This is a genomic window from Bacteroides sp. D22, assembly GCF_000163675.1.
GTDB classification, from domain to species: domain Bacteria; phylum Bacteroidota; class Bacteroidia; order Bacteroidales; family Bacteroidaceae; genus Bacteroides; species Bacteroides xylanisolvens.
The window spans coordinates 1-24,771 of the sequence record NZ_GG774825.1 but is presented as its reverse complement, the minus strand read 5'-3'; the positions used below and the strand labels follow the sequence as shown (position 1 = coordinate 24,771).

Annotated in this window: 24 protein-coding genes and 2 pseudogenes; 3 read left to right on the top strand and 23 right to left on the bottom strand. The window is 42.5% G+C overall.

Going from position 1 to position 24,771, the window contains the following annotated elements:
- Positions 1-61: 61 nt before the first annotated feature.
- The 23 genes and pseudogenes from HMPREF0106_RS02845 to HMPREF0106_RS02945 form a co-directional block, all read right to left on the bottom strand.
- Complete coding sequence (locus tag HMPREF0106_RS02845) at positions 62-355, bottom strand: hypothetical protein (protein WP_009041016.1); 294 nt, start codon at positions 353-355, stop codon at positions 62-64.
- An 11-nt stretch (positions 356-366) separates the two neighbouring features.
- Complete coding sequence (locus HMPREF0106_RS0125235; RefSeq protein ID WP_007481836.1) at positions 367-561, bottom strand: DUF4134 family protein; 195 nt, start codon at positions 559-561, stop codon at positions 367-369.
- Positions 562-585: 24 nt separating this feature from the next.
- On the bottom strand, positions 586-2,397 hold the full coding sequence (locus HMPREF0106_RS02850; protein ID WP_007219429.1) for a reverse transcriptase domain-containing protein: 1,812 nt from the start codon (positions 2,395-2,397) through the stop codon (positions 586-588).
- A 562-nt stretch (positions 2,398-2,959) separates the two neighbouring features.
- Positions 2,960-3,229: pseudogene (locus tag HMPREF0106_RS02855) on the bottom strand (DUF4134 family protein); the annotation flags it as partial.
- A gap of 61 nt (positions 3,230-3,290) precedes the next feature.
- Positions 3,291-3,614, bottom strand: a complete 324-nt coding sequence (locus tag HMPREF0106_RS02860) for a DUF4134 domain-containing protein (RefSeq protein WP_004310187.1) — start codon at positions 3,612-3,614, stop codon at positions 3,291-3,293.
- 1 nt (position 3,615) lies between these two features.
- Positions 3,616-4,068: a hypothetical protein gene (locus HMPREF0106_RS0125230; protein WP_032497266.1), complete on the bottom strand. Its 453-nt coding sequence runs from the start codon at positions 4,066-4,068 to the stop codon at positions 3,616-3,618.
- 234 nt (positions 4,069-4,302) lie between these two features.
- Entirely contained in the window at positions 4,303-5,190 is an 888-nt protein-coding gene (locus HMPREF0106_RS02865; protein WP_009041013.1) for a toprim domain-containing protein, read from the bottom strand.
- A gap of 106 nt (positions 5,191-5,296) precedes the next feature.
- Entirely contained in the window at positions 5,297-6,403 is a 1,107-nt protein-coding gene (locus HMPREF0106_RS02870; RefSeq protein WP_004310190.1) for an AAA family ATPase, read from the bottom strand.
- Positions 6,381-6,779 carry a helix-turn-helix domain-containing protein gene (locus HMPREF0106_RS02875; protein WP_004322056.1) on the bottom strand — a complete coding sequence of 133 codons (399 nt, stop codon included), beginning with the start codon at positions 6,777-6,779 and terminating at the stop codon, positions 6,381-6,383. The genes HMPREF0106_RS02870 and HMPREF0106_RS02875 overlap by 23 nt, the downstream gene beginning before the upstream one ends.
- Positions 6,780-6,955: 176 nt before the next feature.
- Positions 6,956-7,729, bottom strand: coding sequence for a hypothetical protein (locus tag HMPREF0106_RS02880; RefSeq protein ID WP_009041012.1), 774 nt, complete (start codon positions 7,727-7,729; stop codon positions 6,956-6,958).
- 133 nt (positions 7,730-7,862) lie between these two features.
- The gene (locus HMPREF0106_RS02885; protein WP_005777415.1) at positions 7,863-8,993 is read right to left on the bottom strand and encodes a site-specific integrase; all 1,131 of its coding nucleotides are present in this window, start codon (positions 8,991-8,993) and stop codon (positions 7,863-7,865) included.
- 363 nt (positions 8,994-9,356) lie between these two features.
- Positions 9,357-10,241 (bottom strand): Rpn family recombination-promoting nuclease/putative transposase, encoded by an 885-nt coding sequence (locus HMPREF0106_RS02890; RefSeq protein WP_009041011.1) that lies wholly within the window; start codon positions 10,239-10,241, stop codon positions 9,357-9,359.
- A gap of 244 nt (positions 10,242-10,485) precedes the next feature.
- Positions 10,486-10,773 (bottom strand): hypothetical protein, encoded by a 288-nt coding sequence (locus HMPREF0106_RS02895; protein WP_004313196.1) that lies wholly within the window; start codon positions 10,771-10,773, stop codon positions 10,486-10,488.
- A gap of 442 nt (positions 10,774-11,215) precedes the next feature.
- On the bottom strand, positions 11,216-12,526 hold the full coding sequence (gene fucP, locus HMPREF0106_RS02900) for an L-fucose:H+ symporter permease (protein WP_009041010.1): 1,311 nt from the start codon (positions 12,524-12,526) through the stop codon (positions 11,216-11,218).
- A gap of 18 nt (positions 12,527-12,544) precedes the next feature.
- Complete coding sequence (locus HMPREF0106_RS02905; RefSeq protein ID WP_004313194.1) at positions 12,545-12,937, bottom strand: L-rhamnose mutarotase; 393 nt, start codon at positions 12,935-12,937, stop codon at positions 12,545-12,547.
- Between the two features lie 6 nt (positions 12,938-12,943).
- A complete protein-coding gene (locus HMPREF0106_RS02910; protein ID WP_009041009.1) occupies positions 12,944-14,374 on the bottom strand; it encodes a rhamnulokinase in 1,431 nt (476 codons plus the stop codon).
- Between the two features lie 17 nt (positions 14,375-14,391).
- Positions 14,392-15,030: a class II aldolase/adducin family protein gene (locus HMPREF0106_RS02915; protein ID WP_009041008.1), complete on the bottom strand. Its 639-nt coding sequence runs from the start codon at positions 15,028-15,030 to the stop codon at positions 14,392-14,394.
- A gap of 159 nt (positions 15,031-15,189) precedes the next feature.
- Complete coding sequence (gene fucI / locus HMPREF0106_RS02920; protein WP_009041007.1) at positions 15,190-16,965, bottom strand: L-fucose isomerase; 1,776 nt, start codon at positions 16,963-16,965, stop codon at positions 15,190-15,192.
- A gap of 67 nt (positions 16,966-17,032) precedes the next feature.
- A complete protein-coding gene (locus tag HMPREF0106_RS02925) occupies positions 17,033-18,028 on the bottom strand; it encodes a GntR family transcriptional regulator (RefSeq protein WP_009041006.1) in 996 nt (331 codons plus the stop codon).
- A gap of 178 nt (positions 18,029-18,206) precedes the next feature.
- A complete protein-coding gene (locus HMPREF0106_RS02930; protein WP_004300172.1) occupies positions 18,207-18,761 on the bottom strand; it encodes a 30S ribosomal protein S16 in 555 nt (184 codons plus the stop codon).
- 106 nt (positions 18,762-18,867) lie between these two features.
- Entirely contained in the window at positions 18,868-20,169 is a 1,302-nt protein-coding gene (locus HMPREF0106_RS02935) for a Na+/H+ antiporter NhaC family protein (RefSeq protein WP_009041005.1), read from the bottom strand.
- Positions 20,170-20,370: 201 nt separating this feature from the next.
- Positions 20,371-21,972: a GAF domain-containing sensor histidine kinase gene (locus HMPREF0106_RS02940; protein ID WP_009041004.1), complete on the bottom strand. Its 1,602-nt coding sequence runs from the start codon at positions 21,970-21,972 to the stop codon at positions 20,371-20,373.
- A 458-nt stretch (positions 21,973-22,430) separates the two neighbouring features.
- Positions 22,431-22,958 (bottom strand): DJ-1/PfpI family protein, encoded by a 528-nt coding sequence (locus tag HMPREF0106_RS02945; protein WP_008776549.1) that lies wholly within the window; start codon positions 22,956-22,958, stop codon positions 22,431-22,433.
- 166 nt (positions 22,959-23,124) lie between these two features.
- Between HMPREF0106_RS02945 and HMPREF0106_RS02950 the strand changes: the two genes are divergently transcribed.
- The 3 genes and pseudogenes from HMPREF0106_RS02950 to HMPREF0106_RS02960 form a co-directional block, all read left to right on the top strand.
- Complete coding sequence (locus tag HMPREF0106_RS02950; RefSeq protein ID WP_008776550.1) at positions 23,125-23,481, top strand: winged helix-turn-helix transcriptional regulator; 357 nt, start codon at positions 23,125-23,127, stop codon at positions 23,479-23,481.
- The gene (locus tag HMPREF0106_RS02955; protein WP_009041002.1) at positions 23,481-24,311 is read left to right on the top strand and encodes an MBL fold metallo-hydrolase; all 831 of its coding nucleotides are present in this window, start codon (positions 23,481-23,483) and stop codon (positions 24,309-24,311) included. The genes HMPREF0106_RS02950 and HMPREF0106_RS02955 overlap by 1 nt, the downstream gene beginning before the upstream one ends.
- A gap of 263 nt (positions 24,312-24,574) precedes the next feature.
- A pseudogene (locus HMPREF0106_RS02960) lies at positions 24,575-24,771 on the top strand (DDE transposase); the annotation flags it as partial.

Genomic DNA, 24,771 nt, shown 5'->3' with positions numbered 1-24,771 from the left:
GACCCGCCCGCGTTCAACAATCAATCAGCCACACACATTGCCGTGATGGTTTTTCTTATAGTCATACTTTGTGCGAATAGGCATACACATACACTCCACGTTTTACATTTTTGCTGTGCAGCCCTTTTCGCTGTTTGAGGATGATAAGCACGATTCCCGCAGATAAGACAGTCACCAATACGACCAGTCCGGCCACAAAGCCCATAAGACAGTAGGCGGCGATAAAGCCCACAATGGCTCCACCAGCCACGCCTGCCGCCCAATAGATGTAGCGGCCTTGTAATCCCATCAGCTCCAAAGGCCGTTGTAACCCCTTGAACAGCGGATAATCCGGATAACGTCCGTCATTAATCATTTCCTGACTGTTTATGCGTTAATTCCGAAGAATAGAGGTAATGCTTGGGCTGCCGCAATCAGGAAAAGGCACGCTCCAACCACCATCATAATCTTCTTCTTGACATCCTGTTCCTCGTTGTGTGGGCTAAGCACCCAGCGCCATACCCACCTTGCGGTGGGCGGTTTCCGAGTACTCGCCCCCAAACCGTACTTACATGTCTCCATGTATACGGCTTTCCATTAGTAACATTACTCTTTACCATAGTTCTGAATCATTGAGTTGCAGTCCTCGCAGACAACAAGTGTCTTGCGATGTCTTTGGAGCATCAGTTTCTCCCACTCATTATTGCCTTTCAGCTTGGTGAGTGTCCTCACATGGTGCATGACTACTTTCCCATCCTTACCACAAAGTTCACACCGTCCATCCTTCAACCTTTCCACAAGGCTCGGATATGGCACATACATGGTCTGTGGCAGTTTGTCATAGTCAACATCGAACTGCGCATTTCTCTTTTTGAAACCCTCATTGTAGAAGACTCTGTACTTCTGCTTTCCCTTGGCATCGTTGTACGGAATGACAAAGTCCTTGTCCTTCTGATACTTCTGGCGAACTTTCCTTGCGGAAGTGTTCAGTTTCCAGCCAAGTGTCTTGAACATACTCATCTTCATAATGAAGGCGAAAGATGCACATTCTTTGGACACGTTTGCGGCAAGTGAATAGTAGTTGTAAAGTCCTCTGATTTCCGCATTGTATTGGGCAAGAATATCTTCGGGCTTCATTGGAGTCATATATCTGCGAGGCTTTGACCACCAAATGTCTTTGCCGTCAATGTTTCTGACCTCCAAAGCGTTGTATTCAGTGAGCTTCTTTTGTATCACAGCCGAGTTAAGGGTTAACACCACTGCGCCGTTGAAGTCTCTTTTGAGTACTCCGTCCCTGTTCCTTTTCACTGCATCTGACTTTCTGATGAAGATTTCATATCCAAGAAATTTCGCCTTGTCTTGTGCGTGTGTTATCAAAGTTTTCTCATCGGACAATTCAAGTTTGAGTTGTTCTCTCATGAATTGGGTGATGTCCGCTTTGATGGTCTCGCATTCAGACTTGCTTCCGATAACCGATATAAGGAAATCGTCCGCGTATCTTACATACTGCAATCTTCTAAAGTCCGCATCCATTGCATCCTTGTGAGGAGTGGACAGCATCTGTTTGCTCAGTTGGGCAATTTCATACAGATAGTTTTTCCGCATCTGCTCATCGGATGTTTTCTGCAACTTCTGTTTCAGCCTGTTCTTCTTATTGTTCAAACGCCAGTATTCGGGATTGATGCTGCGTCTGTCACCTTTGCGGAATTTGGCTGCGTACTCCTTGATATACTTGTCGAACTTGTCAAGGTAGATGTTAGCCAATATGGGGCTGATTATTCCACCTTGCGGAGTTCCTGAGTACGTCTTGTTGTACTTCCAGTCCTCCACATACCCTGCATTGAAGAATTTACGGATAAGTCTTAGGAAGCGTTCGTCTGATATGCGTTCACGAAGAATGCTAATCAGTACGTTGTGGTCTATGTTGTCAAAGAAGCCTTTGATGTCTCCCTCGATAAACCACTTTGCTCCCGCAAAAGACTTCTGTATCATACCCAATGCCGTGTGGCAGCTTCGGTGCGGTCGGAAACCATGTGAAGTGCCTTCAAAATGACCTTCATAAATGGCTTCAAGCAGCAGTCTAACTACCTCCTGCACCAATTTGTCCTCGAATGAGGGAATACCGAGCGGACGTTTCTTGCCGTTCTTCTTCGGTATGTACACTCTGCGTGCAGGGTGGGGTTGGTAACTTTCGTCCTTTAAGGACACAATCAATCTTTCAATCCTTTCAAGACTCATCTCATCGATGGTCTTGCCGTCAGTTCCGGGTGTCATGTTGCCTTGCTTCGCATAGATGCGTTGGTAGGCTACAGCGAACATCTCTTCACTGAACAGATACCGATACAGTCGCTCGTACTTATAATCCGAACTTTGACTGTGGTCACTTAGAGCTTTTAATACTCTTTCTGATTTTTCCATACGTCTTACACGTTTTCAAAATTTGTATTAAAACATTACTAACTGTTCCCCTTCGCCATGTACAAGGCATTACCTTGCTCGGACTACTATGGGAACTCCGTTACCATATTGGATATTCAAAGCCAAAGCTCATAGCCACTTTCATGGCTTTCCAACTTAGGTAATCTCCGTTTAGCTGCATGATAACTATTAGCACGACAGATTGTCGGATACGACTTCCGCCCTTTTCTCCGCTTACTGCGGTTGCGTTGTGGCTGGTTCTTTGCTATAACACCAATGACGTTGTCTAAGTGCCACAATGCGACGTTTGTAAAAGCCTTCCGTCGCAGCTACATCTTTTGTCGCTGGGCTATCGTTCAATCAGTATGGACTTTATCCTCATATCTGTCTTTCTCCCTCGCAATTCAGTCGCAGTCTGGCTTTTGACTGACTTATTGCTTTCCCAAAGTGCTATTTTCACCTTTAGGTTTCCCCTCGGGCTTATTTGGGTGGAAGTAGGTCACTTGAACCCTGACCTATCCTCTTGCTAAAGAGGTATTTATCATGCAACCATTACGGACGCACTCATGGCGATATACACCGAAATGGCTCCGATGATGGCCACGACACCAGCAATGGCATAGCAGAGTTTGACCATGACAGGAACGTATTTCACAATTTCCTCCGCTACGGTTGATAGAGCTGTCGTACCGGCCGAGTAATCGCCCGCCGTACTTTGAGCCATAGCAGGTATGCCTCCCAACAGGGCAATGATTAACATTCTTATTTTGGTGGAAACTTGCATGATAGTTTTCTTTGCCTTTCGGCACATTCTTTTGAATTTCTGAAACATATTTATTACATTTTTGTGGTACTCTTGTTTATTGAATTTATTTTACACTTCTATCAGCCACCTATATGCGGTAGCCGAAGAAAGCAGGGAACACGATTGAAGCTCCAATGATGAAGAGGCACGCACCGACAAGTGATACGATAGACTTCACCACGCCGTCTTCGCCTGTGTTCATTTTGATATAGATCTGGAGCGCGGCAACGACTACGAAAACCGAGGCGACAGCGTAGCAGATGTACAGCACGTACAGCATCATCGTCACCACGAAGTCGTGCATCGTTGCCAGTGCGTCTGCACCCCAACTGTAGTTTACGCTGCCACTTTTGGCGAATGCCGCATAAGGGACAAAGCACAGTGCACATAATATTTTTTTTGCTTTCGACATTTTACAATCGGTCTTTGAGAGGTTTCCATACCAGTTCCGGACAGTTGCCCGTCTTTCCTTTGGCAAGCATCGCTTTGTACAGTTCGTCTGCCGTGTATGCGTCCGACAGGTAGGTCGCGGTTTCTTCCATCTGTTCCTCCGCTTGGGCTTTCAGGCGTTTTAGCTTCTCCGCCACGGCTATCTCGCCATTATTGTCTGCGGTTTCCGTCTCCTGTGGTGCAGGCGAAGCGGTAGGGGCAACATCTGTTTCATATTTCTCATTACCCACATTGAATCCAGTATCGCTCTCCGTCACGTACACACTCTGTTCATCTTCTGGCGCACCGAGGTCAAATACCTCTTCTTCCGGCTTACCATTTCCTTTTTTTCCATAAAGGTCCTGCACGATGATAACTGCATAATAGACGAGATAGGCAACCGTCAGGACAATGGTGAAAATAAAATATGATTCCATATATTTTTTATAATATGATTTTTTATATTTGGTTGTGTATGCAAAATAAGAATGGATAATTTGAAAGATAAAATTATTGATTATAAAACGTATCGTTTCAATATAATATTTTTTCAAAATTAAAAAATCATATTTCAAAATCATATTCAAATATGATTTTAGATAAGAAAACAGGAAAAGTCGGGATATAAAAAAAGCCCTCCGTGATGAAGGAGGGCTTAGGGAGCGGGTTGTTCATTGTTTCTTCCCACGTAAGTAGTCGTTCAGGTCCTTGTAACCGGCATAACAGTTTGATTCGTTATAGACGCATCTGCCATACATCCCGGCTATGGTTTCCACTGTCTTTTGTCCGGCAAGGTCATTGTCAAGGTAACAGTGAATATACGTGTATTTTTGCAAATACGTCAATGTCCTTTTCAGATTACTGACCGAGTTCATAACAAGGTAGTCACAGGGAGCATTAATACAAATGGCACTATCGTCCGTCTGTTTTAGGGTTAGATAGGACAGAAAGTCCATGAATCCTTCAAATAGGCAGACACGGCTCTGTGCCTCACCACGCGATTGGGGTATCAAGGAAATGTCCTTGTTCTTGATACATCCTTTGTAATAAGGGTTTCGTACCTCGTATCCACCGGATATATTGCCAAAGGCCAGTGCAAAGTAACGTCTCTGGCGCAGTTCGTAATGGACTTCCTTGCAGAACATTCGTCCGATATCCGAATCAATCATACGTGAATGGAGATATGAGAGCAGTGCGTGGTGTCGCAGCGGCACGATAATCAAATTCTTCATGTCGGTTTCCACTGGTCGAGAGGTTGCGGGCAACGCCCGGGGGCTCGGCAGCGACACACCATTGACATACCGTTTGATGTATGCTAATGCTTCACTCACACTTTTAGTTCCGCAAAGGTACTTACCCAGTTCCACAAGGTCGCCTCCGGTGGCCTCGCCAAAATCATACCATTCATTCAGCCGGTCATTGACTTTGAACGATGGCGTCACCTCTTTCCTGAGAGGCGAAAGATACCAATATTGCTCTGATTTCATATACTGCGCACGGTGGCCGAGCTGGGCCAAAAAGTCCACGATACGCACTCGTTTTGCTTCGTCTATGGTCATATTAAATTTCTTTTCACTTGTTTGTACAAAAACGGTTTAGTTTAGTTTGCGCCCCTATATATATAAATACTAAATTAAACTGAATTATATAGGCCCGCGCCCGCTCTCATTCTTCATCGAAAAGCATGGTTTCTGCCTGTGTCATGTCATAATAAAAAAGTTTATCTCGTTTGATAACCAGTTTTAAGGTGTCAGTCAGATATTGCAGCAGTTTGACCATTACGTTTCTCCCACGCTTAAATCCGATTGCTTCGTAAGCAGTCATCATGGCTTGCAGCATATTTTCAAACCCACGGATAGGTTTGTCTCCAAACGCAGCGGAAAGGGCTTCACGGTGCTGTTCGATGCTTAGTTCCATAAAACCCGTCCGTTGTTTCGGTTTCTGATGTGGGGCATTCTCAAACAAATGCCCTTCTGCGAGAACCGGGAGCCCACCCTCATTGACAGTGAAAGCAAAAGGTTTAAACTCTTTCTCACGGATGTGTAACGCATGAACTTCGCTGACGTTGGGACAATCGTTGTTTTTGCTGATGACCAGTACAGTCTCCGCCTTGTTGCTCATTTCCGTACCGATATGCCCGCGCACATTGTTATCTCCTTTATTCAAGTGTAGCACACAGTGGATATGCAGGTCATACTTTGATGACCATTCCATCATCTTGTTAATGACTTCCACGGACTCACCGGTACTGTTTATGTCAAGCATCAGGTCACGGATACCGTCGATGATAACAAGTCCGTATCCTTTTCTTTGACGTAAGGCGTAGTCGATGACCCCAATGCGTATTGCCGGAGAGTATTCGCGCAAGCAAATAAAGTCGAGGTTTTCACTGTCGGTTGTAGTGGGCAGTCCGGCAAGCCGCAAGATGCGTTCCAGTACATTATGACAATGGAAGCGGCTCTGCTCCGTGTCCACGTACAGAATCTTGCGTTTACCTTCCGGGAGGTGCGCCCGGTAGTTCAGCACTTGTTTCCCTGCCAGCGATGCAGCGACAATGGCCGAAACGTTAAATGTTTTTTTTGATTTCGCCTTGCCGGTTGATGCGCTGAAGTTGCCGAGCGTAGCAATGGTCGAGTTGTCTATCCAGATAATCTGTGGCGGCGTTTCATAGGTATCCGTCGCCCGAATCTGCGAGGCGGAGAGGATATCCGATAAGAAATCCTCCTCCGGCCTCATATCCACATTATATTCAGTTCTTCTTTCGTTTTCCATGGCGTCTTTGATTAAAGAAAGGTTGTGTGGCAGCGGCCTCGTTTGCCATACGTGCTGCTTCATCTACGGTTGGTTCATAATTCTGTAAAAGCCATTCATCCAGATCTTCTTTGGCGAAATATATCATTTTGCCACGTGGCTTGTAGTGCGGAATCTCCTTGCCTGATGTTAGCTTGTACAGCATACTCTCGGATATTCCGATATACATACAAGCCTCTTGGAAGGTAAACACCTGTTTGGTGGTATATATATTTTTTTCCAGCAATGCGATGCGTTCCAACAGACTTTCTATCGGATCTAATTTCTTTAGGATGGCTTCGACGCTTGTAAGCCGTTCACTCAGCCGTTCCATGAATGTCAATCTATTATTTTGCATAAATGAGTTATTATAAATTTAGACAATGAAGTATATCCTCCGTTATGTAGCGCGCTAACGGAGGTCAAAGATAGGGCAACCCCAAAGGTCAGCGTGAGTTTGTACCGTGATAGTAACCACGTATCACGGCAACTGTCACGCTTTTACCTTTCACATACTTCGCTTATTGGCACTTCTTACCACTCTCTCAGTTCACCAATGGCTCGTCTGATACCGTAACCTGTTGATGTCATGTTGTTACGCAAGGCAGACAGAGCGGATGAAAGGCTTGAAGCTGAAACGAATCCTTTTCCATCCTTGGTTTGCAAGAACCGCCCATTACTGAGAACGGACTGCCATTTGGCTTGGATAAACGAGTGCTCAAGGAGTGTATCAAACAGGATGGCCACATGGCGGATATTGTTTACACGAATACAGAATCCTTCTTTACAGGAAAGCAGGGCTTCCATATCTTCAACGTGTAGGGTAGAAACGCAAAACAGATGATAAGCATTGGCACAAGCTGTAATACCTATCATCTGTTTACGAGTGAGATTGCATCCAAAAGAAAGAGGATAAATTCTTGTCGGTCCATCTTTGCAGCACGTGACGGACTGTGATGGTGGCACAAACGTATCATACGTTCGTTTCAGTTCCATACACTTCTCGAACGAGAAGTCTGCTTCGGTAAAAAATGCTCGGATAAGATGGGAGCAATCGTTTAATAGCCCCTTGACGATATGAATGTTCATTTCATGGCAGTTCCGGCAGAACGCATGGTCACAGTCGATATACCGGTGGCTGTTTACGAAATCCTCCACGTAACGGTAGTACTGCTTATTGCCCGTCACGACATCACGGAGATACATTGTTTTTGCTTCAACGAGCAATGCGAATAATTCTTTCGCTACATCCTGTTCTGCAACAAAATGGTGCAGATGTTTTTCCCCTCCAAAAAGAGAGAGGGCCATTGTTAGGTCTTTTCATGATGAAATATTTTAAATTGGATTTATATGATATATTATAAGAGTGTTGCTCCCGAAAGAGAATCCTGTCGGAACAACACCCTTATAAGTGATTACATATCTGATGTTCATTGCATTGTCAATCGAATAAACCGTTGGTCAGATTTACTGCATCGTCTTTTTTCTTATTGACGATTTTGGCATACACTTGGGTCATCTTTACAGATGTATGACCGAGCAATTTAGATACAGTGTACAAATCGGCCCCCAATGTCAGCATCATTGTGGCGAACGTGTGGCGGGCGGTATGAAAGGTGAATCGCTTGGAAATTCCGGCGGCTTTGGCCCATGGTTTGATAAGCTGGTTGATACCAGAAGGCAAATCGAACACATGGTCGTCTGCTGTCTTGTCCCCACGTTCCGGCATCCACTTCAACGCTTCATTGGAGAGCGGAAGGTAAATCGGTTCTTTCGTCTTCTGCATGGCTACTGCCAAGCGGTATTGGCCGTTGTCAATAAACACATCTTTCCATTGCAATCCGATAATGTCACTGATACGTAGTCCACAGAAGCAGGAGAACAGGTAGGCACTTTTTACCCCTTCGTTCTGCATTGGTGTAGCGATTAATGATCTCACTTCTTCAATAGTCATATACGAACGCACACTTTCCGGCATCTTGGGCTTCTCCGATTTTTCCATTTCGTTGAATGGATTCTTTAAGATCCGTTTCGCACGGACAGCGGCATTTAACGCACCGTTGAAAATCTGGTAATAGGTATTACGCGTAGAAGCCGAGATGGGTTTTCCTTTGGGACGGTAGTTTGTCAGCATATAGTCGATATAGCCGTGGCAAAAAGTGAGGTCAATCTGATTTAATGTGAATCTTTCTCCTGCATACTCTTTCAAGATACCGGTAACAGATTTTATCTGGCCTATGTTTTTCTTACCACGTTTCTTCTGTTCCTCTTTATAGAGTTGCATCCAGTCCAGCAGATAAACCTTATCCTTATGATTCATGATACCGGCTTCACCACTTGTCAACTCTATGATACGCTTCGATTTGATTGCATTTGCGGCAGCCATTGTCGTTTCGTTCTGTTGGCGGGCATTACGATCCGTTTCCGGAATAAGATACATTTTCAGATACTCGTATGTCCGCTTACCATTTCGGTATATATCCAGATACAAACTCTTGCTGCCATTGGCCAACTCCTTCGTCCGAAGACGAATCGGCTCCTTTACTTTTATTGGCTTTCTGGTCCTTGGCATATTTGTGTCCTTTTATTCGTTATTTCCTATCACAAAGGTACAAATAAAAAACGTAATCAAGAAACAAACAAGAAACAAAAATGCACCTAAAAAGAGCAAAGCAACAGAAAACGTAGAAAACAACTGAAAATAAAAACTCGTATATAAATTATTGATATATAGATGATTTATCTATATTTATTTGGAACTTGTTTTCATTTTATATATGTCTTTATGATTATTGGTAATATATTGATGGTATCTTTTTTCTTTGGTAGTTACTTCCAGTCTGTTACTATTGGCTATATATTAAATTACAAACAAGAGTCGTATGATTTTCTCACACGACTCTTGTTTGTAATTTAATATATAGCCTTTGATTGTTTATAACTTTTCAATCTCCTCCGGTGATAGTCCGGTAGCTTTATGGATGGCTGTTATGTCTACTCCTAATGACTTTAAATTATTAGCAATTTCTAATCTTTCTTCCATTTTTCCTTCCATTTTTCCTTCCATGCGTCCCTCCATACGCCCTTCCAGTTTTGCTCCATCTAATACATCATTTTGTATCATGATGGCACTAAGGTGCTCGTCGTAGGCATGTCTTTCTTCCTTGGACATATTGTAATAGATAAGTTTCTGGCGTGCTTCTTCCAGACCAGGGGCTGTTGTATCGGGGCGAATGCAACCGGTTTTCAAGTATTCAATCCACTCTTCCAATGGAGTGACAGCCACTTTATCGAATTCATTCACACGAATCAAGAAATACTCCGGAAAGATTTCTGCCGGAATCTTATGGACGATGGCGTCTTTTTCTTTAGTAGTTACTTCCAGTCTGTCTCCTGTATGTACTCCGATAAAGTGGTTTTGTCCATGATACAAATAATCTTCTCCCTTGCCGATATCGAAGTATAGAATACTGATAGAGTATATTTTTTTCACCGCATAGTAGCGTTCTCCTAAAGAAATATGTTCAGTGATTGCTTTTGCCACTCCGTATAAGATACGTTCCAGATAATAGAGCTCCCGTGTATTTTGGATCTCTACAATAATGATTTCGTCTTTACTGTTTCTGGCTTTAATATCTACCCGGTTGAATTTATCATCGATTGTTTGTTGGTTGCTTTCACTTTCCAATATCTCTATGATTTTCACGTTTTCACCGAGAAGGACAGTCAAGAAACCTTCTAATACGCCGAAATTTGCTTTTTGGCGGAGAAGTCTTTTCACAGCCCAGTCAAAGCGTACATATTTGTCTTGTTGTTCCATATCAATTTAATTTTTAGGTTATTGCAAAGCTACGACTTTTTTTTAGATAATGGCTACTCTTTGAGTTTATATTTTTTGTGAATGAATCTGTGCATATTTGACAAATTCATCAGAAGGCAATTTAAATTATTCCATAGTAGAGAGTTAATTATTAACGCTGTCATATTTTAGTATTCCCTTTTATGTAACTTAAAGTAGGAGTAAAAATGTGGCAGCGTTTTAGGTTGAAAATTTTAGGTAGTTATTATTCTTTGTTTTTTTGTGTCACTTCAATGTCTTCCGGCCAAATAGCTTTAGTATATGCTTTTGCATCATTGCCGTTTTCTGTATAGTCTTTCGCTATATCCCCTTTGCCTTCATTAAACTTCCAATAGGCTTTTAAACCTGTAGTTTGAGGATCGACATCATACATATTCTTGTAAATTTCTTCTTGTGAACGTATTACGTTCCATATGCGTACTTCGCAGATTTCACCATTTAATTGACGAGTCATATTCTCTGGCTCACCATAGGAGTGTCCTATTTTAAACATAAAGTCTTTTCTTCGGTGTCATAAGTCACGGCTACATGATACCATTCGCTTGGTTGCAACAATTTTCCTTCGTTTGCCTTGGGGAATTATATAAAACTTATAATATTTAGTGTCCAGTATTGCATAATTGGTGCTGAGACGCGCGTTGTAATAACCTAATCAACGAAGGATCTACCTGAAAATTAACATCAATATATTGTTCGGCAGGATATGCCAACACAGCAGAAAGCTATTGCTACCCTGTTTGTTTGAGATTATTAAATGTGAAATTAGCTACATTCTTCACTTTGTCGCATCTATATATGGCATTGTCAAAAGGGAATTTTTTAATCTAAAAAGATGAATGAAATAGTGACGCTATCCACTGCGGATGGCGTCACTATATGGGTGGGATAGTGACGCCATCATGATGGGATAGCGTCACTATTTTTAAGTTTGTTTTTTACCAGTTTCTTTTCACTGTACGGTAACCATAACCAATGATTACAAGGAAGCAGATGAAGGGTAGAATGAATGAAACATTGACAGCCGGCAACCAGGCTATTTGTTTCAGGTCAATGATACTTGCCTGTAGCGGTGGAAGAACAGAACCTCCCAGGATAGCCATGATAAGGCCTGCAGCTCCAAACTTAGCATCATCTCCCATGCCTTTCAAGGCAATACCATAGATGGTAGGGAACATCAATGACATGCAAGCCGATACTGCTACAAGGCAATACATTCCGAAGATATTTTGAAGGAAGATTACGCCTAAAGTGAAAATACCTCCGAAGATAGCGAGGATCATCAGCAATTTACCAGCATTGAGATAGCGCAGAATGAATGTACAGATGAAACGGCTGATACAAAATATCACCATTGCTATGATATTATATTGTTGTGATAGCACTTCCGCACTTTTCTCGTCCATACCTTGTGACATGAACAAGCGTGTTCCATACTGAATGATGAAAGTCCAGCACATAATTTGCGCGCCTACATAGAAGAATTGAGCAATTACCCCTTCACGATAACGCGTTTGGGTGAAAATGCGTTTCAGTGTAGGAAAGAAATCTATTCTATGATTCTGATCTCCATTTTTCGGCATCTTGACGAATCGTATCAGAAGTAACATAGCCACAATGATAAGTCCGATAATGAGATAAGGAGCAATCAGGACGCTAAGATCACTTTCTTTAATTGCTTGAAATTCACTGTCGTTAAGCAATGCACGGTCTTCGGTACACATCGGATGTAACTTCGCTTGAATGAACTGCATGGCTACATACATTCCGAGAAGTGACCCCATCGGATTGAAAGACTGTGCAAGGTTCAAACGCCGGGTAGCTGTTTCTTCCGTTCCCATAGAAAGAATATACGGGTTACAGCTTGTCTCGAGGAAGGACAATCCGCAGGTCAGGATGAAATAGGCAATCAAAAACGGATAATATTCTCCCGTCATTTGGGCGGGGAAGAATAAAAATGCTCCGAAAGCATACATTCCCAGTCCTAACAAAACACCGGCTTTGTAGGAATATTTGCGGATGAATATGGCAGCCGGGAAAGCCATTGCAAAGTACCCTCCATAGAAGGCAACCTGTACTAATGCTCCGTCGGTGGCACTCATCCGGAAAATCTTGGAGAATGCCTTTACCATCGGATTGGTAATATCATTGGCAAATCCCCATAATGCAAAACATGAGGTAATGAGAACAAAAGGTATAAGATAACTGATGCCATCTTTCGAGAGGATGGACTGTTTGGGGTGTTTCATGGTTGTTTCTGGTATTTTTTAAGTGTTATACAAATGGAACATTCTCTCCATCGGTTTCCATTTCTCTGCGGAACTCATTCCGGGAGCGGCTTGTTGGAAGATGGCCATATATTCTTCCCACTCCTGTTGGCGGGGAAGCGTGTTCAGGCGTTCCATTGCTGTGTCCCAGTCAAAATCAAGGGGAGTTTCGACAATCATGAACAGTCGTGTTCCCAAGATATAAATTTCCATTTCCAGAATACCGACTTCCCGGATTCCGGCTAGGATTTCGGGCCATGCTTCCGCCTGGCTATGTCTTTTCCGATATTCAGCGATCAGTTCCGGAGAATCGCGTAAATCGAGGGTTTGGCAATATCGTTTGACGGGAACGTCATAAGATTGAACCTGATAACCGGTTTTGGGTGTTTCCATATACTTTTATTTTTTAGGGTAATATACTTGTGGTGTAACGCTACGAGTTACAATCTCTCTCAATTCACGGAGATCGGCTATTTCTCCTTTTGCCATAGCCTGTGTCAGAATGTTTCCCATTGCAGTAGCTTCTACCGGACCTGCATAAACGGGAATACCGAGTTCGTCAGCTGTCAGTTGGTTGAGTAATTGGTTTTGTGATCCTCCGCCGATGATGTTTAGCTGACGGATCGGAGAGGGGAGACAATGGTTGAGCTGTTCCACCGCCTGCCGATATTTGAAAGCTAATGACTGGAGTACACATCGCACGGTTTCTGCTTTGTTTTTCGGCACTTGCAAAGCATGATGCCGACAATAATGAATAAGAGCGTTTTCCATATTTTCCGGATTCATGAATGTTGCGTCATCCACAGGGATAATGGTCGCAATCTGTGCTTCGGCAGCTTGCGGGATGATTATATCATAATTTTGTTCTTCGCCACATGCTTTCCATTCACTCATCAAGCGTTGCAAAATCCATAGTCCTGTTATATTCTGTAGGAAACGGATTTTGCCGTCTACGCCTCCTTCATTGGTGAATTGAGCTTTTCTTGCTTCTTCCGTCAATATGGGTTCATCCACTTCCACTCCCAGTAGCGACCAAGTGCCGGAACTAAGGAAAGCGATAGGATTTTCTACAGCAGGAACAGCAGCAACGGCACTGGCTGTGTCGTGTGAACCGACGGCAATAACGTCTACGATACCCAGTCCCGTTTCGCGGGCAATATCCTCTTTCAGAGTCCCCCTGATTGTTCCGGGGAGAATAATCTCGCCGAACAGATGTTCGGGAAGACCTAAGGCGCGTATGGTATCCACTGACCAGTTCCGCGATTGGGCATCGAGTAGTTCGGAGGTGGAGGCAATGCAATATTCATTATTGGCTACTCCTGTCAGGAAATAGCTGAAGAGGTCGGGCATAAATAAAAGTTGCCGGGCAACTTCCAACTGTGCATCTTGATGCTGTTTCATGCTGTAAAGTTGAAACAGTGTATTGATAGCCATCACCTGAATACCGGTGTCGGCATAGTGTTGGCGTTCATCCAATAGCTTGAATACTTCTTCCGGTATTCCTTCTGTTCTTGCGTCCCGATAACAGACTGGATTTCCTAACAGGTTTCCATGTTTGTCAATCAGTCCGAAATCCACTCCCCAGGTGTCAATACCAATACTTTTTACGGCATATCCTTTTTGTGCAGCCAGTTTCAGTCCGGTCTTCATATCTTCGAACAGTGCCGGGAAATCCCAGTAGATATGATTTCCTAGTTTGACCTGTCGATTGCAAAAGCGGTATACCTCTTCCAACTCCAGTTTGCCATGGTGAAGGAAGCCGGCGATAATTCGTCCACTTCCGCCTCCGAAGTCTGCTGCTAAATAAGTGTGTTTGATGGTATCTTTCATGGTATATTGCCCGGATATTAGTTGGTTTTCTTTCCTAATACGTAGATTTCCAGGTCTTCAATTTCTGCCGGTGTGAGTACTGAATAATCACCGCCGGATTGAACGATGATGCGGCAAGCCATTTCAAAGAAGGTGGCCCGTTCGTATACTTGGTCGAAGTCTTTTCCGCATACCACTTGCCCGTGGTTGGTCAGTAAAACCGAGTTATGCTTTAACATGGCTTCTACCACAGCTTTTGCCAGTTCCGGTGAGCCGGGACGATAATACGGAATCACAGGTATTTCCGAACCTACATGACAGGGAATTTCTGCTGTTACATTGAAATTTGTCGGTTTGTTCTTCATGCAGGAGACAGCCGTGGCATATTCCGATTGAAAGTGGAGAACGACATTGACGTCCGGACGTTCGCGGAGAATCCCTAAATGGAATGTACTTTCCATAGAAGGTTTTACACCATTGGTAGGAGCGCCGCTGGCAATATGGCAGATAGATACTTTTTCTTTGCCAAGTGTGGGAACCCAGGAACCCGTACCGGAAATCAATGCTTCTTCGCCGATTCTCCAGGAAAGGTTACCGCTGCTGCAAAGCATTAACTTTGCATCTCCGTAACGGTGTGCTTGTTCGATGAACTGTTCGATATGTTCGTTGGTAATCATAATTGCAAAGATAAAAAAATTAGAATTAAGTGAGTCGAAATTGCTTTTATTTAGACATAAGAACAAAAGAACATAAGGTCTGCGCTAATAGAATTATTTATAGCTGTTTATTGAAGTTGTTTTATCTTTTGTCCTTATGTTCTTTTGTCTGAATTAAAATTATTTGTAGATAGGACCGTAAGTGGTACAAGCTCTGTAATCCGCTCCTTCCTTATCCATGCCGAAGGCGTTCCAAGCTGCCGGACGGAATATTTCGTTGTCTTCTACATTGTGCATGCATACCGGGATGCGGAGCATGGAAGCAAGAGTGATTAAGTCCTGACCGATGTGTCCATAGCTGATGGCTCCATGATTGGCTCCCCAGTTATTCATTACTGAATATACATCTTTGAAAGCAGGTTTTTCACACAGACGCGGTACAAACCAGGTGGTAGGCCATGTCGGGTCTGTACGCATATTCAGTTTTTGGTGGATTTCCGGGTCTATTTCTACTGTCCATCCTTCTGCGATTTGCAGGACAGGGCCTAAGCCTTTAATCAGGTTGAGGCGCATCATGGTTACGGGCATGCCACCTTTTGACAGGAAGTTGGAAGAGAAACCGCCGCCACGGAAGTAGTCACGGTCTGCCGGATACCAGGTAGTTGCTTTCAAGCAGTTTTCTACATCAGCATCCGTCAGGTTCCATGGTTCTTTCATAACCGGATTGCCTGCCGCGTCTAATGATTGGCCGGAACCGTCGAGAGTTGTTGCGCCGGAATTGATAAGATGAATGATACCATTTGCTGCCAATCCGCTCAATTCTTTGCCGGTTACACGTTTCACGGCTTCAGGACTCCAGTAAGTACGTACGTCGGAGAATATTTGGGCACGGTTGGTCAATAAATGTCCGAACAGCATAGCTACGCCGTTGCAGGCATCGTTCTCGGTAGCTACGACAAATGCTTCACGAATACCGTTCCAGTCAAAAGAAGTGTTGAGCAGAGCTTCCGGATAGTCACCGTTAGGATAGAAGTCTGTCCATTGGCGTTGTCCTTGGAAACCGGCTGCAATGGCATTGTGTCCCAAGGCTTCTTCCTTGAATCCCATTTCTTTCAATTTGGGATTTCCGGTCATCAAGTCGCGCATGATAATCGTCATCTTTACAATGAATTCCCAATCAGCATCTTTCTGTTCACGGGTTTTACGTTTTTCAGGACGGTTCTTGAAGTCTTCACCTTCGTTTGTCTTGCAATTTTTTTCAGTCCAGGCCATGGCTTTGGCGTATTCTTCGTGGTCATAGATGCCTTCGTCCATTCGACGGATGATTTCTGTGAGGTCTATTGACTCATTACGCATTCCCAGATACTCTTGGAAGAAATCAGGATTAACGATGGAACCGGCGATACCCATAGATACACTACCCATTGACAGGTAAGATTTGCCTCTCATCGTAGCTACTGCCTGTGCGGCACGTGCAAAGCGAAGAATCTTTTCCGATACATCTTCAGGGATTGTGTTGTCGTTCAAATCTTGAACGTCGCGTCCGTAGATACCGAATGCGGGAAGGCCTTTTTGTGCGTGTCCGGCAAGTACAGCAGCAAGGTATACAGCTCCCGGACGTTCTGTGCCGTTGAATCCCCAGACAGCTTTCGGATAATGCGGGTTCATATCCATCGTTTCAGCACCGTAGCACCAGCAAGAAGTGACGGTAATGGTAGAGCCGACCCCTTCTCTTTCAAACTTTTCCGCACAAGCGGCACTTTCGGCTACGCGTCCGATCGTGCTATCGGCTATAACACATTCCACCGGACTGCCATCACCGTTTTTCAGGTTGCTGCTGATTAACTCGGCTACTGCTTTTGCCAAATTCATTGTTTTCTCTTCAAGGCTTTCGCGAACGCCACCCTGGCGACCATCGATTGTGGGACGAATCCCGATTTTCGGATACTTTTTCATGGTTTCTATCTATTAAAGGATTAATTAATATCTGTGCTGAACTGTGCTGATGTCTTCGCAAAAAAAATTAAAGCGACTTTCGAAGTCTTACTTCCGTCGGCAAGAACTTCTGCACCGGTACATTATTGAGAACAAAATTGGCCGCTTCATTTCCCATCATTTCCCAATCAATACTCAATGAGGTTATTCCTTCGTCAATCACTTCATAGGAAGGAATATCATTGTAAGCCAACAGGCCAAAATCTTTTCCGCATTTCAGCCCTTCCAATCTTCCTTGTTTCACCACCTTTACTACGTCTTGTTGTTTGATGGCGATATAGGCAACTCCCTTACGTACAATCAGGTTCTCAATATCCTCCTGTATTTCACAGAGAAATCCCTGTTCCTGGCAGAAACGGGTAAAATACACCTTACTGCTTTGGGGGTGCTTCAAGCTTTTTGGAAACAGAAAAACGAGCTGGCGATAATTCTTCAACTTTTCCTTGAGCTGATTCAATGCCTGAAAGAAAGATTCATCAAAATCCTGGCAGATATATGAATACTTTTCTTTTTCAAATTTGCCGAAATCGAGAAGTAATAATCTTGAAGGATTAATTTTATTGAGAACAGTGCTGAATTTCTCGTTATCGAAATTCATCACGATATATTTGTTGTATTTCCCGATGGATTCCCGGAGGATCGTATTGAACAACCGTTCGTTGTATTGATGAAACAATAAGTCTACCTTATAGTTAATAGGCAGATGTCTGACGAAACTATTGTATAAAGCTTCTTTGAAAGGAGTATATTGGTCGAGCAGCAATAAAACATTGGTCACCTGGCTCGTCACATAATAGCCCTTGCCGGGAGTGGAATCGATCAAGCCTCGTTCGCGTAAATCAAGGAAAGCCTTGAAAACCGTATCACGTGATACTCCGTATTGAGCGCTTAACTGATTGATGGAAGGTAAAGAATCTCCTTCAAGAAATTCTTTCCTGGAAATCGCTTGGCTAAGTGTGTCCGCTAGTTGCGTAACCTTGCTTGCCTGTTGTCCGAATGTTGCTTTTTTATCAGTTCGTTTCATATTCGAAAAATAAGTAATACTATGCTGAACTATGCTGATGCAAAGAAAGGCATTTTATTCTGAACGGAATAAATAATTTGATATGTTTTATAGCAGAAAGTAATAAAAAAATCCCCTCCGGCGGACCGGAGAGGATTTATTGCTTTTTCCTAATTTCTTGTTCGGAATCTGCTGAAAATTATTCAGCAGCAGCTTCTGTTGCAGGAGCTTCTTCAGCCGGAGCTGCGGCAGCTTCTTCTGCAGGTGCTTCAGCAGCCGCTTTTTCAGCAGCTTCAGCAGCTTTCTTTTCAGCGAGTGCTTTTGCTTTCACTTCGTTGATTTTCTTTTCTGCTTCTAGACGTGCTTTAGCTTCAGCTTTCTTAGCTTCGTCTTGTTTAGCTTTCAAAGTAGCCAAACCTGACTGTTTGTTGTTTTTCCAAGCTTCGAATTTAGCTTCTGCTTCTGCTTCTCCGAATGCGCCTTTTGCTACACCGCCCAGAAGATGTTTCTTCATGTAAACTCCTTCACGAGAAAGGATGTTACGTACAGTGTCACTTGGTTGTGCACCTTTCAGTACCCATGCCAATGCAGCGTCGAAATTCAAATCTACTGTAGCAGGATTGGTGTTAGGGTTGTAAGTACCAATCTTCTCAATAAATTTACCATCACGTGGTGCTCTGCTGTCTGCAATTACAATTGAATAGAACGCGTAACTTTTACGTCCGTGTCTCTGCAATCTGATTCTAGTTGCCATTTTAAATAATTGTTTTTAATGATTGATTTGAATTATGCTATTATCTCGTAATAGCGGGCACAAAGATACGGCTTTTCTTTTGATTGACAAACATTTCGTATCTTTTTTACGAATACCGTTTTGGATAGCGGAACAAAATCGCGAGCAGGGCGCATGCTCCCATTGTAAACGGATAATAGAGATTGCCGATGATACTGATGGGGGAGATGCTGGCAAGTCCCGCTGCAATCAGCATCTGCGCTCCGTATGGAATAATCCCTTGTATCAGGCAGGAGAAAGTATCGAGGATACTGGCTGTTTTTCTTCGGTCGAGATGGAATTTCACGGCAATATCTTTGGCAATCGGTCCTGTTGTGATAATGGCAATCGTGTTGTTGGCAGTACATAAGTTGGCGATACTTACCAGGGCTGCGATGCTTAGTTCGGCTCCTCTTTTACCATTGACGTGGCGGGTGAGTTTTCGGATAATGAAATCGATACCGCCGTTATAACGGATTGTTTCGAGCATCCCTCCGGCCAGCAGAGTGATAATAATCAGTTCTCCCATTCCTGTAATTCCTGTTCCCATGGCACCAAACCAGTCGAAGATTCCGAAGCTGTCGGTCGCGATGCCAATGATGCCACTTGTCAATATACCTATTATGAGTACGAGCATCACGTTCATTCCGGCAATGGCTGTTCCTAATACTATTATATAAGGTATAACTTTGATCCATTCAATGGTCTGTGTTTGGGTGGGGGCTGTAATGGATAGTCCCTGAAATATGTAAATTCCCAACACAATGATGGCTGCCGGGACGACAATCATAGAATTTACACGGAATTTATCACGCATTACACATTCCTGGGTTTTTGTCGAAGCGATGGTGGTGTCGGAGATAAAAGATAAGTTGTCTCCGAAAAAAGAACCGCCTACTACGACGGCTACCATAAAGGGGAGAGCTATTTCAGTTTTTTCTGCCAGTCCTACGGCAACGGGAGTAAGGGCGACAATAGTTCCCACACTGGTTCCGATGGATAAAGAGATGAAACAGGCGGCAATAAAGATACCTGCCAGCAATAAATTGTCAGGAAGAATATGCAGCGTCAGATTGACGGTGGCATCGATTGCACCCATTTGCTTTGCGCTTTGGGCAAAAGCTCCGGCAAGGATGAATATCCATATCATCAGGAGGATATTCTTATTGGCAGCTCCTACCGAGAATTGATAGATACGTTGGTCTAGTTTTAAGCCGCGTGTAATGGCGATGGCATAACAGGAAGAGACGAGGAAAGCCACTGTGATAGGTACTTTATAAAAGTCGTTGACGAGGATAGAAGTTACCAGATAGAGGCAAAGGAATACGAGTAACGGGCTTAATGCCCACCAGTTTCCGGGACGGTCTTTATGTATTTTTTCTTCAGTCATAAATGGACGTTGGGTATTTGTTTTATTCTAAAATCAAAATAGCGATGCAAAAGTAGTGTTTTTCACAGGAAGTGGCAAAAAGGAAGTCGAAAGAAGGCATTATTTCATTGATCTTTCTATAGATGAGGGAGACATTCCATAGAAAAAAAGTATAACCTGTTCCTACTATTGATAAGTAGGGCAGGTTCTTTTTATTATTTCTTATTGATTTAAGCGCAAGGGATGTGTGAACCAGAAACGGCTGCCGACTCCCATTTCGGATTCGACACCGATAGTGCCGCCAAGATGTTCGATGATACTTCTGCAAATAGATAGACCTAAGCCCGTGCCTTTTGAAAAAGAGTTGAGTTTTACAAATCGGTCGAACACCTGATCTACTTTATCGGGCGCAATCCCCATACCTGTGTCTGTGACAGCGAATTCTATCTCATTACTTTCTGCTTTATGGCGATATTCCAACATAATCTGCCCTTCATTCGTAAATTTGAGAGCATTATTTATGAAATTGGTAATAACCTGCATTAAACGTTTTTTGTCTGTGTAAATATAATATTCAGGTAAATCCGGAGCCAGCAAAACGGGTACGGGTTTATCTTCTTTTATATCATAATTGCGCATTATATCTTCGCAGAAGCTCTTGATATCCAGGTGATCCATGGTGAAGTCGAGTGTTCCGGCTTCTATTTTCGATAAATCGAGAATATCGGAAATCAACTGCAAAAGAAGTTCCGTGTTTTCCTGCATAATGTCAACATAATCCTGACGTTCCTTTTTGTCATCCGATTCAATCAACAGACTTGCAAAACCAACAATCGCATTTAATGGAGTACGGATTTCGTGACTCATATTAGCGAGAAAGGCTGATTTTAAGCGGTCCAGATTTTCAGCTTTTTCTTTGGCTACTCTTAGTTCTTCTTCAATCGTTTTTTGATGGTTGATATCGACACTGGTTATAACATGCGCTATCTGTCCGTCAATCCAGGCAAATGCTGCGCTGAATACCCGGAACCAACATTTGTCAAACGGGCGTTGGTAGTCCCAGGAGTAGACTTTGGTAGGTTGTCCGTTTTCATCAATCAAATGTTTTTTAGGGCAAAACTCACATTCTCCGGTTTTATCTTTATAAAGAGCCTGCCAGCATTTTTTTCCTTCAAAATGTTCGATGTCTCCGTAAGGAGCGGCCATAGATTCATTGGCATATAGCATATCATGAGAATCAAAAGAGTTCACATAAATGTCAACTCCCATATTATTCATGATGCTGCTTAATGTCTTGCTTGCCCGCACTTCTCTTTCTTTATATTCCCGCACTGCTATTTCTTTGGAGAGGGAGCCTAAAATGAGATGAATCACTTGAAGTTCTTCGTCGGTGAAGGATATTGCATGTTCTCTGTCTCCAAATCCGATAAATCCGATAATTTTCCCTTCGGAGTCTTGAATTTGCCGGATTAGTAATGAGTCGACTTTATAAAAATCCACGATGTCTACATCATTCCAAGAAGTATTTTGGTTTTTGCAAGCATAAAAAGGTTTGTTCTTTCCATTTATACGCGCAGCATGTTGATTGGTCATTTCGCTGATTTCAAAACGTTGTCGCAGGATGTTGTCGCTATTTCCGACAGTTTCCTTTAGATAAAAGTAGCGAAATCCATCAGTTTGGTAAATGAATCCTCTTTTAAAACCGTAGTATTCGCAAATATCCGTAAGTGATTCTGTGATTTTTTTCTCAATAGATTCACAGCCATTCAATCTTTCTAAAAAATGAAGTAAAAATGCATTGTAATTTTCTTTCTCTCTGGTCATATTGTTTTAGGCATCTTTAGTTAGATAAACTCAAAATGAGTATGCTGTTCATCTCTTTCAAATCTTCAAGCTGCTAATATACGGACTTTTTAAGAATGAATAATACTGTTTTTGTTTTTTCGTAATGTTCCGTTTTTCTTTATTTTAGTACGGAAAGAGAATAGGATAGAGAGGATATATTTTTTATGGGTGTATGGATGTTGTATGTTTGTTGAAAAATATTAAAGTTGGGAGTGTGGTTGTGTTGTTGCTCTGATGATCTATAAATGCCTGATTAATAGAATGATATATTTGTCGTTTTTCCTTTTAAACCAACAAGTCGTTCCTTTAAAAGAAACGACTTGTTTCACACCGAGAAACGCATCGTTTCTTTTAAAGGAACATACCTTTCCATCTTGGGATGTGTAGATTTATGTTACAGTGTTTATATTTATTGTTTGGCATCTACATTGTAGGCATTATTTTAATGCTTCAATTATATGTGGTAGCATTGTCCAAATGGTATTTTCATCTTGAGCGGTGAAGAAGTTACCATCTATCTCTGATTTCTCATCGGTAGCTGTTCCGTTTTGAATAGCTGGCTTGGCTAATGGGTGAACTGCTACTTTTTTCCCTTTGGTTATACCGGTAAAGTCAAACATCATTGCACCGGCACAATGTCCGATCATAATTTTCCCTTTATCCCCGAACGTTTTAATGACTTGCATCAAATCTACATTATAAGGCTTATCGGTATTCTGCTGAAATACAGGCACTGCATCGCCACAAGAGAAAACGAGTGCGTCAAACTCATCTTCGTGTCCCTTCAAATTAGCAATCACATCATCTGCTGTCAGGCTGATTCCTGAATTTGTTTTAATCTCCTTCGTATCCGATACGGCAAATACTTTATATGAAATGCCATTCTCGAAAAATGCTTCCAAATATTGGAATAATCCACAACCATTTACCGGATTCACTGCTAAAACTGCAACTTTCTTTGCCATAATCATAATTATTTAAATGAAACAATAGTTATTATTAGTAAGTTTATTACTTTTGTGATGCAAATGTATCTCTCTTGTTTGAGAAATGCAATAACGTACTTGAAAATAAGGAAGTTACATAGAGGTAACTATTGCTGAAGCTCAATAAAATACAAAACGTTAAAGAATGAAAAACTTTCATCCGACGGGGAATTGTCCGATAAGAGATGTGCTTAGCCGCTTGGGAGATAAGTGGTCGATGCTGGTGCTTATTACGCTGAACGCAAATGGAACTATGCGTTTTAGTGATATCCATAAAACGATAGAAGATGTCTCTCAAAGAATGTTGACTGTTACATTGCGTACTTTGGAATCAGATGGATTAGTTGAACGGAAAGTATATGCTGAAGTACCTCCCCGTGTGGAGTATTGCTTGACAGATACAGGAAGTACATTGATTCCTCATATTGAAGGACTGGTGGGATGGGCCTTGGAGAATATGAGTACTATTTTGGACCATAGACAAATGAATCAGCAACATTAATGACAACGAAAGAAATGAATGAGATAGAGACTGAACTGATTATGCTCGGAACGGGTAATGCTACTGTAACCAAATGCTATAATACTTGTTTTATCCTTAAAACGAAAGAGACAGTGCTGTTGGTTGATGCAGGGGGGGGAAATGGAATTTTAAATCAGTTGGAAAAAGTGGATATGCTTATTGATAGTATACATGATATGTTTGTGACGCATGCTCATACCGATCATATACTGGGGGCTGTCTGGATGATACGTATCATTGCGCAGCGGGCATCCAATGGACACTATTCTGGTAGGTTTCGAGTGTATGGACACGATAAAGTATTGATGGTGTTGGATCAAATATGCCGCATGACGCTTCCTGTCTCGGTTATGGGAGCTATCAATAAGTATGTTGAGTTCTGTGAAGTCAAACATGGTGATACTCTCCGGCTCGGAGACTTGAATGTACAATTTTTCGATATTGCCTCCACTAAAGAAAAACAATTTGGCTTCCGGGCATTATTGCCTGATGGAAAGTCTCTGGCTTGTTTGGGAGATGAACCATATAATGAGCAAAACCGTGCGTATGCTGAAGGAGTAGACTGGTTATTGTGTGAAGCATTCTGTTTATATGCGGACCGTGAACGTTTTAAACCTTATGAAAAACATCATAGTACGGCACAGGATGCAGGCAGGCTGGCGCAACAATTGGGAGTAAAGAATTTATTGTTATATCACACGGAGGATAAGACGTTGGAAACTCGCAAGAAGTCTTATACAGAAGAAGCATCCCGGGAGTTTTCCGGAATGGCGTATGTACCTGATGATTTGGAGAAAATACTTCTGTAGAAAGAGGTCTTTAACATGAGGAGGAGATCAAAGTTGAATAGCCAACTCATTATCAATAATGTCTTGTTCTATATTCTTCTCTTTTATTTATTTCCGAAATGTGATTTCTCATTTTTTTATATATTGATTTAGGGATATTCCTAAAATAATAAAATTTAAGGCAACTAATTCATTGCGAGTTAGTTGCCTTTTTTGTATCTTTAAGCATTCCCCCCAAAAAACGGTTTGACGGCCAAAACGGGGGTAATTAAAAATAAAAACACATGGTAAAGATACAAAAAATCTCAGAAATCGAACCTTGTTTAGGTTTTACCGAGTTCGATATGCTTAAAAAATATCGTCAAAGTTTTGCGACGAGTGAATTAGGTCGCCTCCATTCTCTGTTCCCTTTCTCGGAACTGGCCCGACAAATGCATTTGAAGTCCTCTCCTTTTGGGCGTAAAAAGTTATTTTTCTCCCG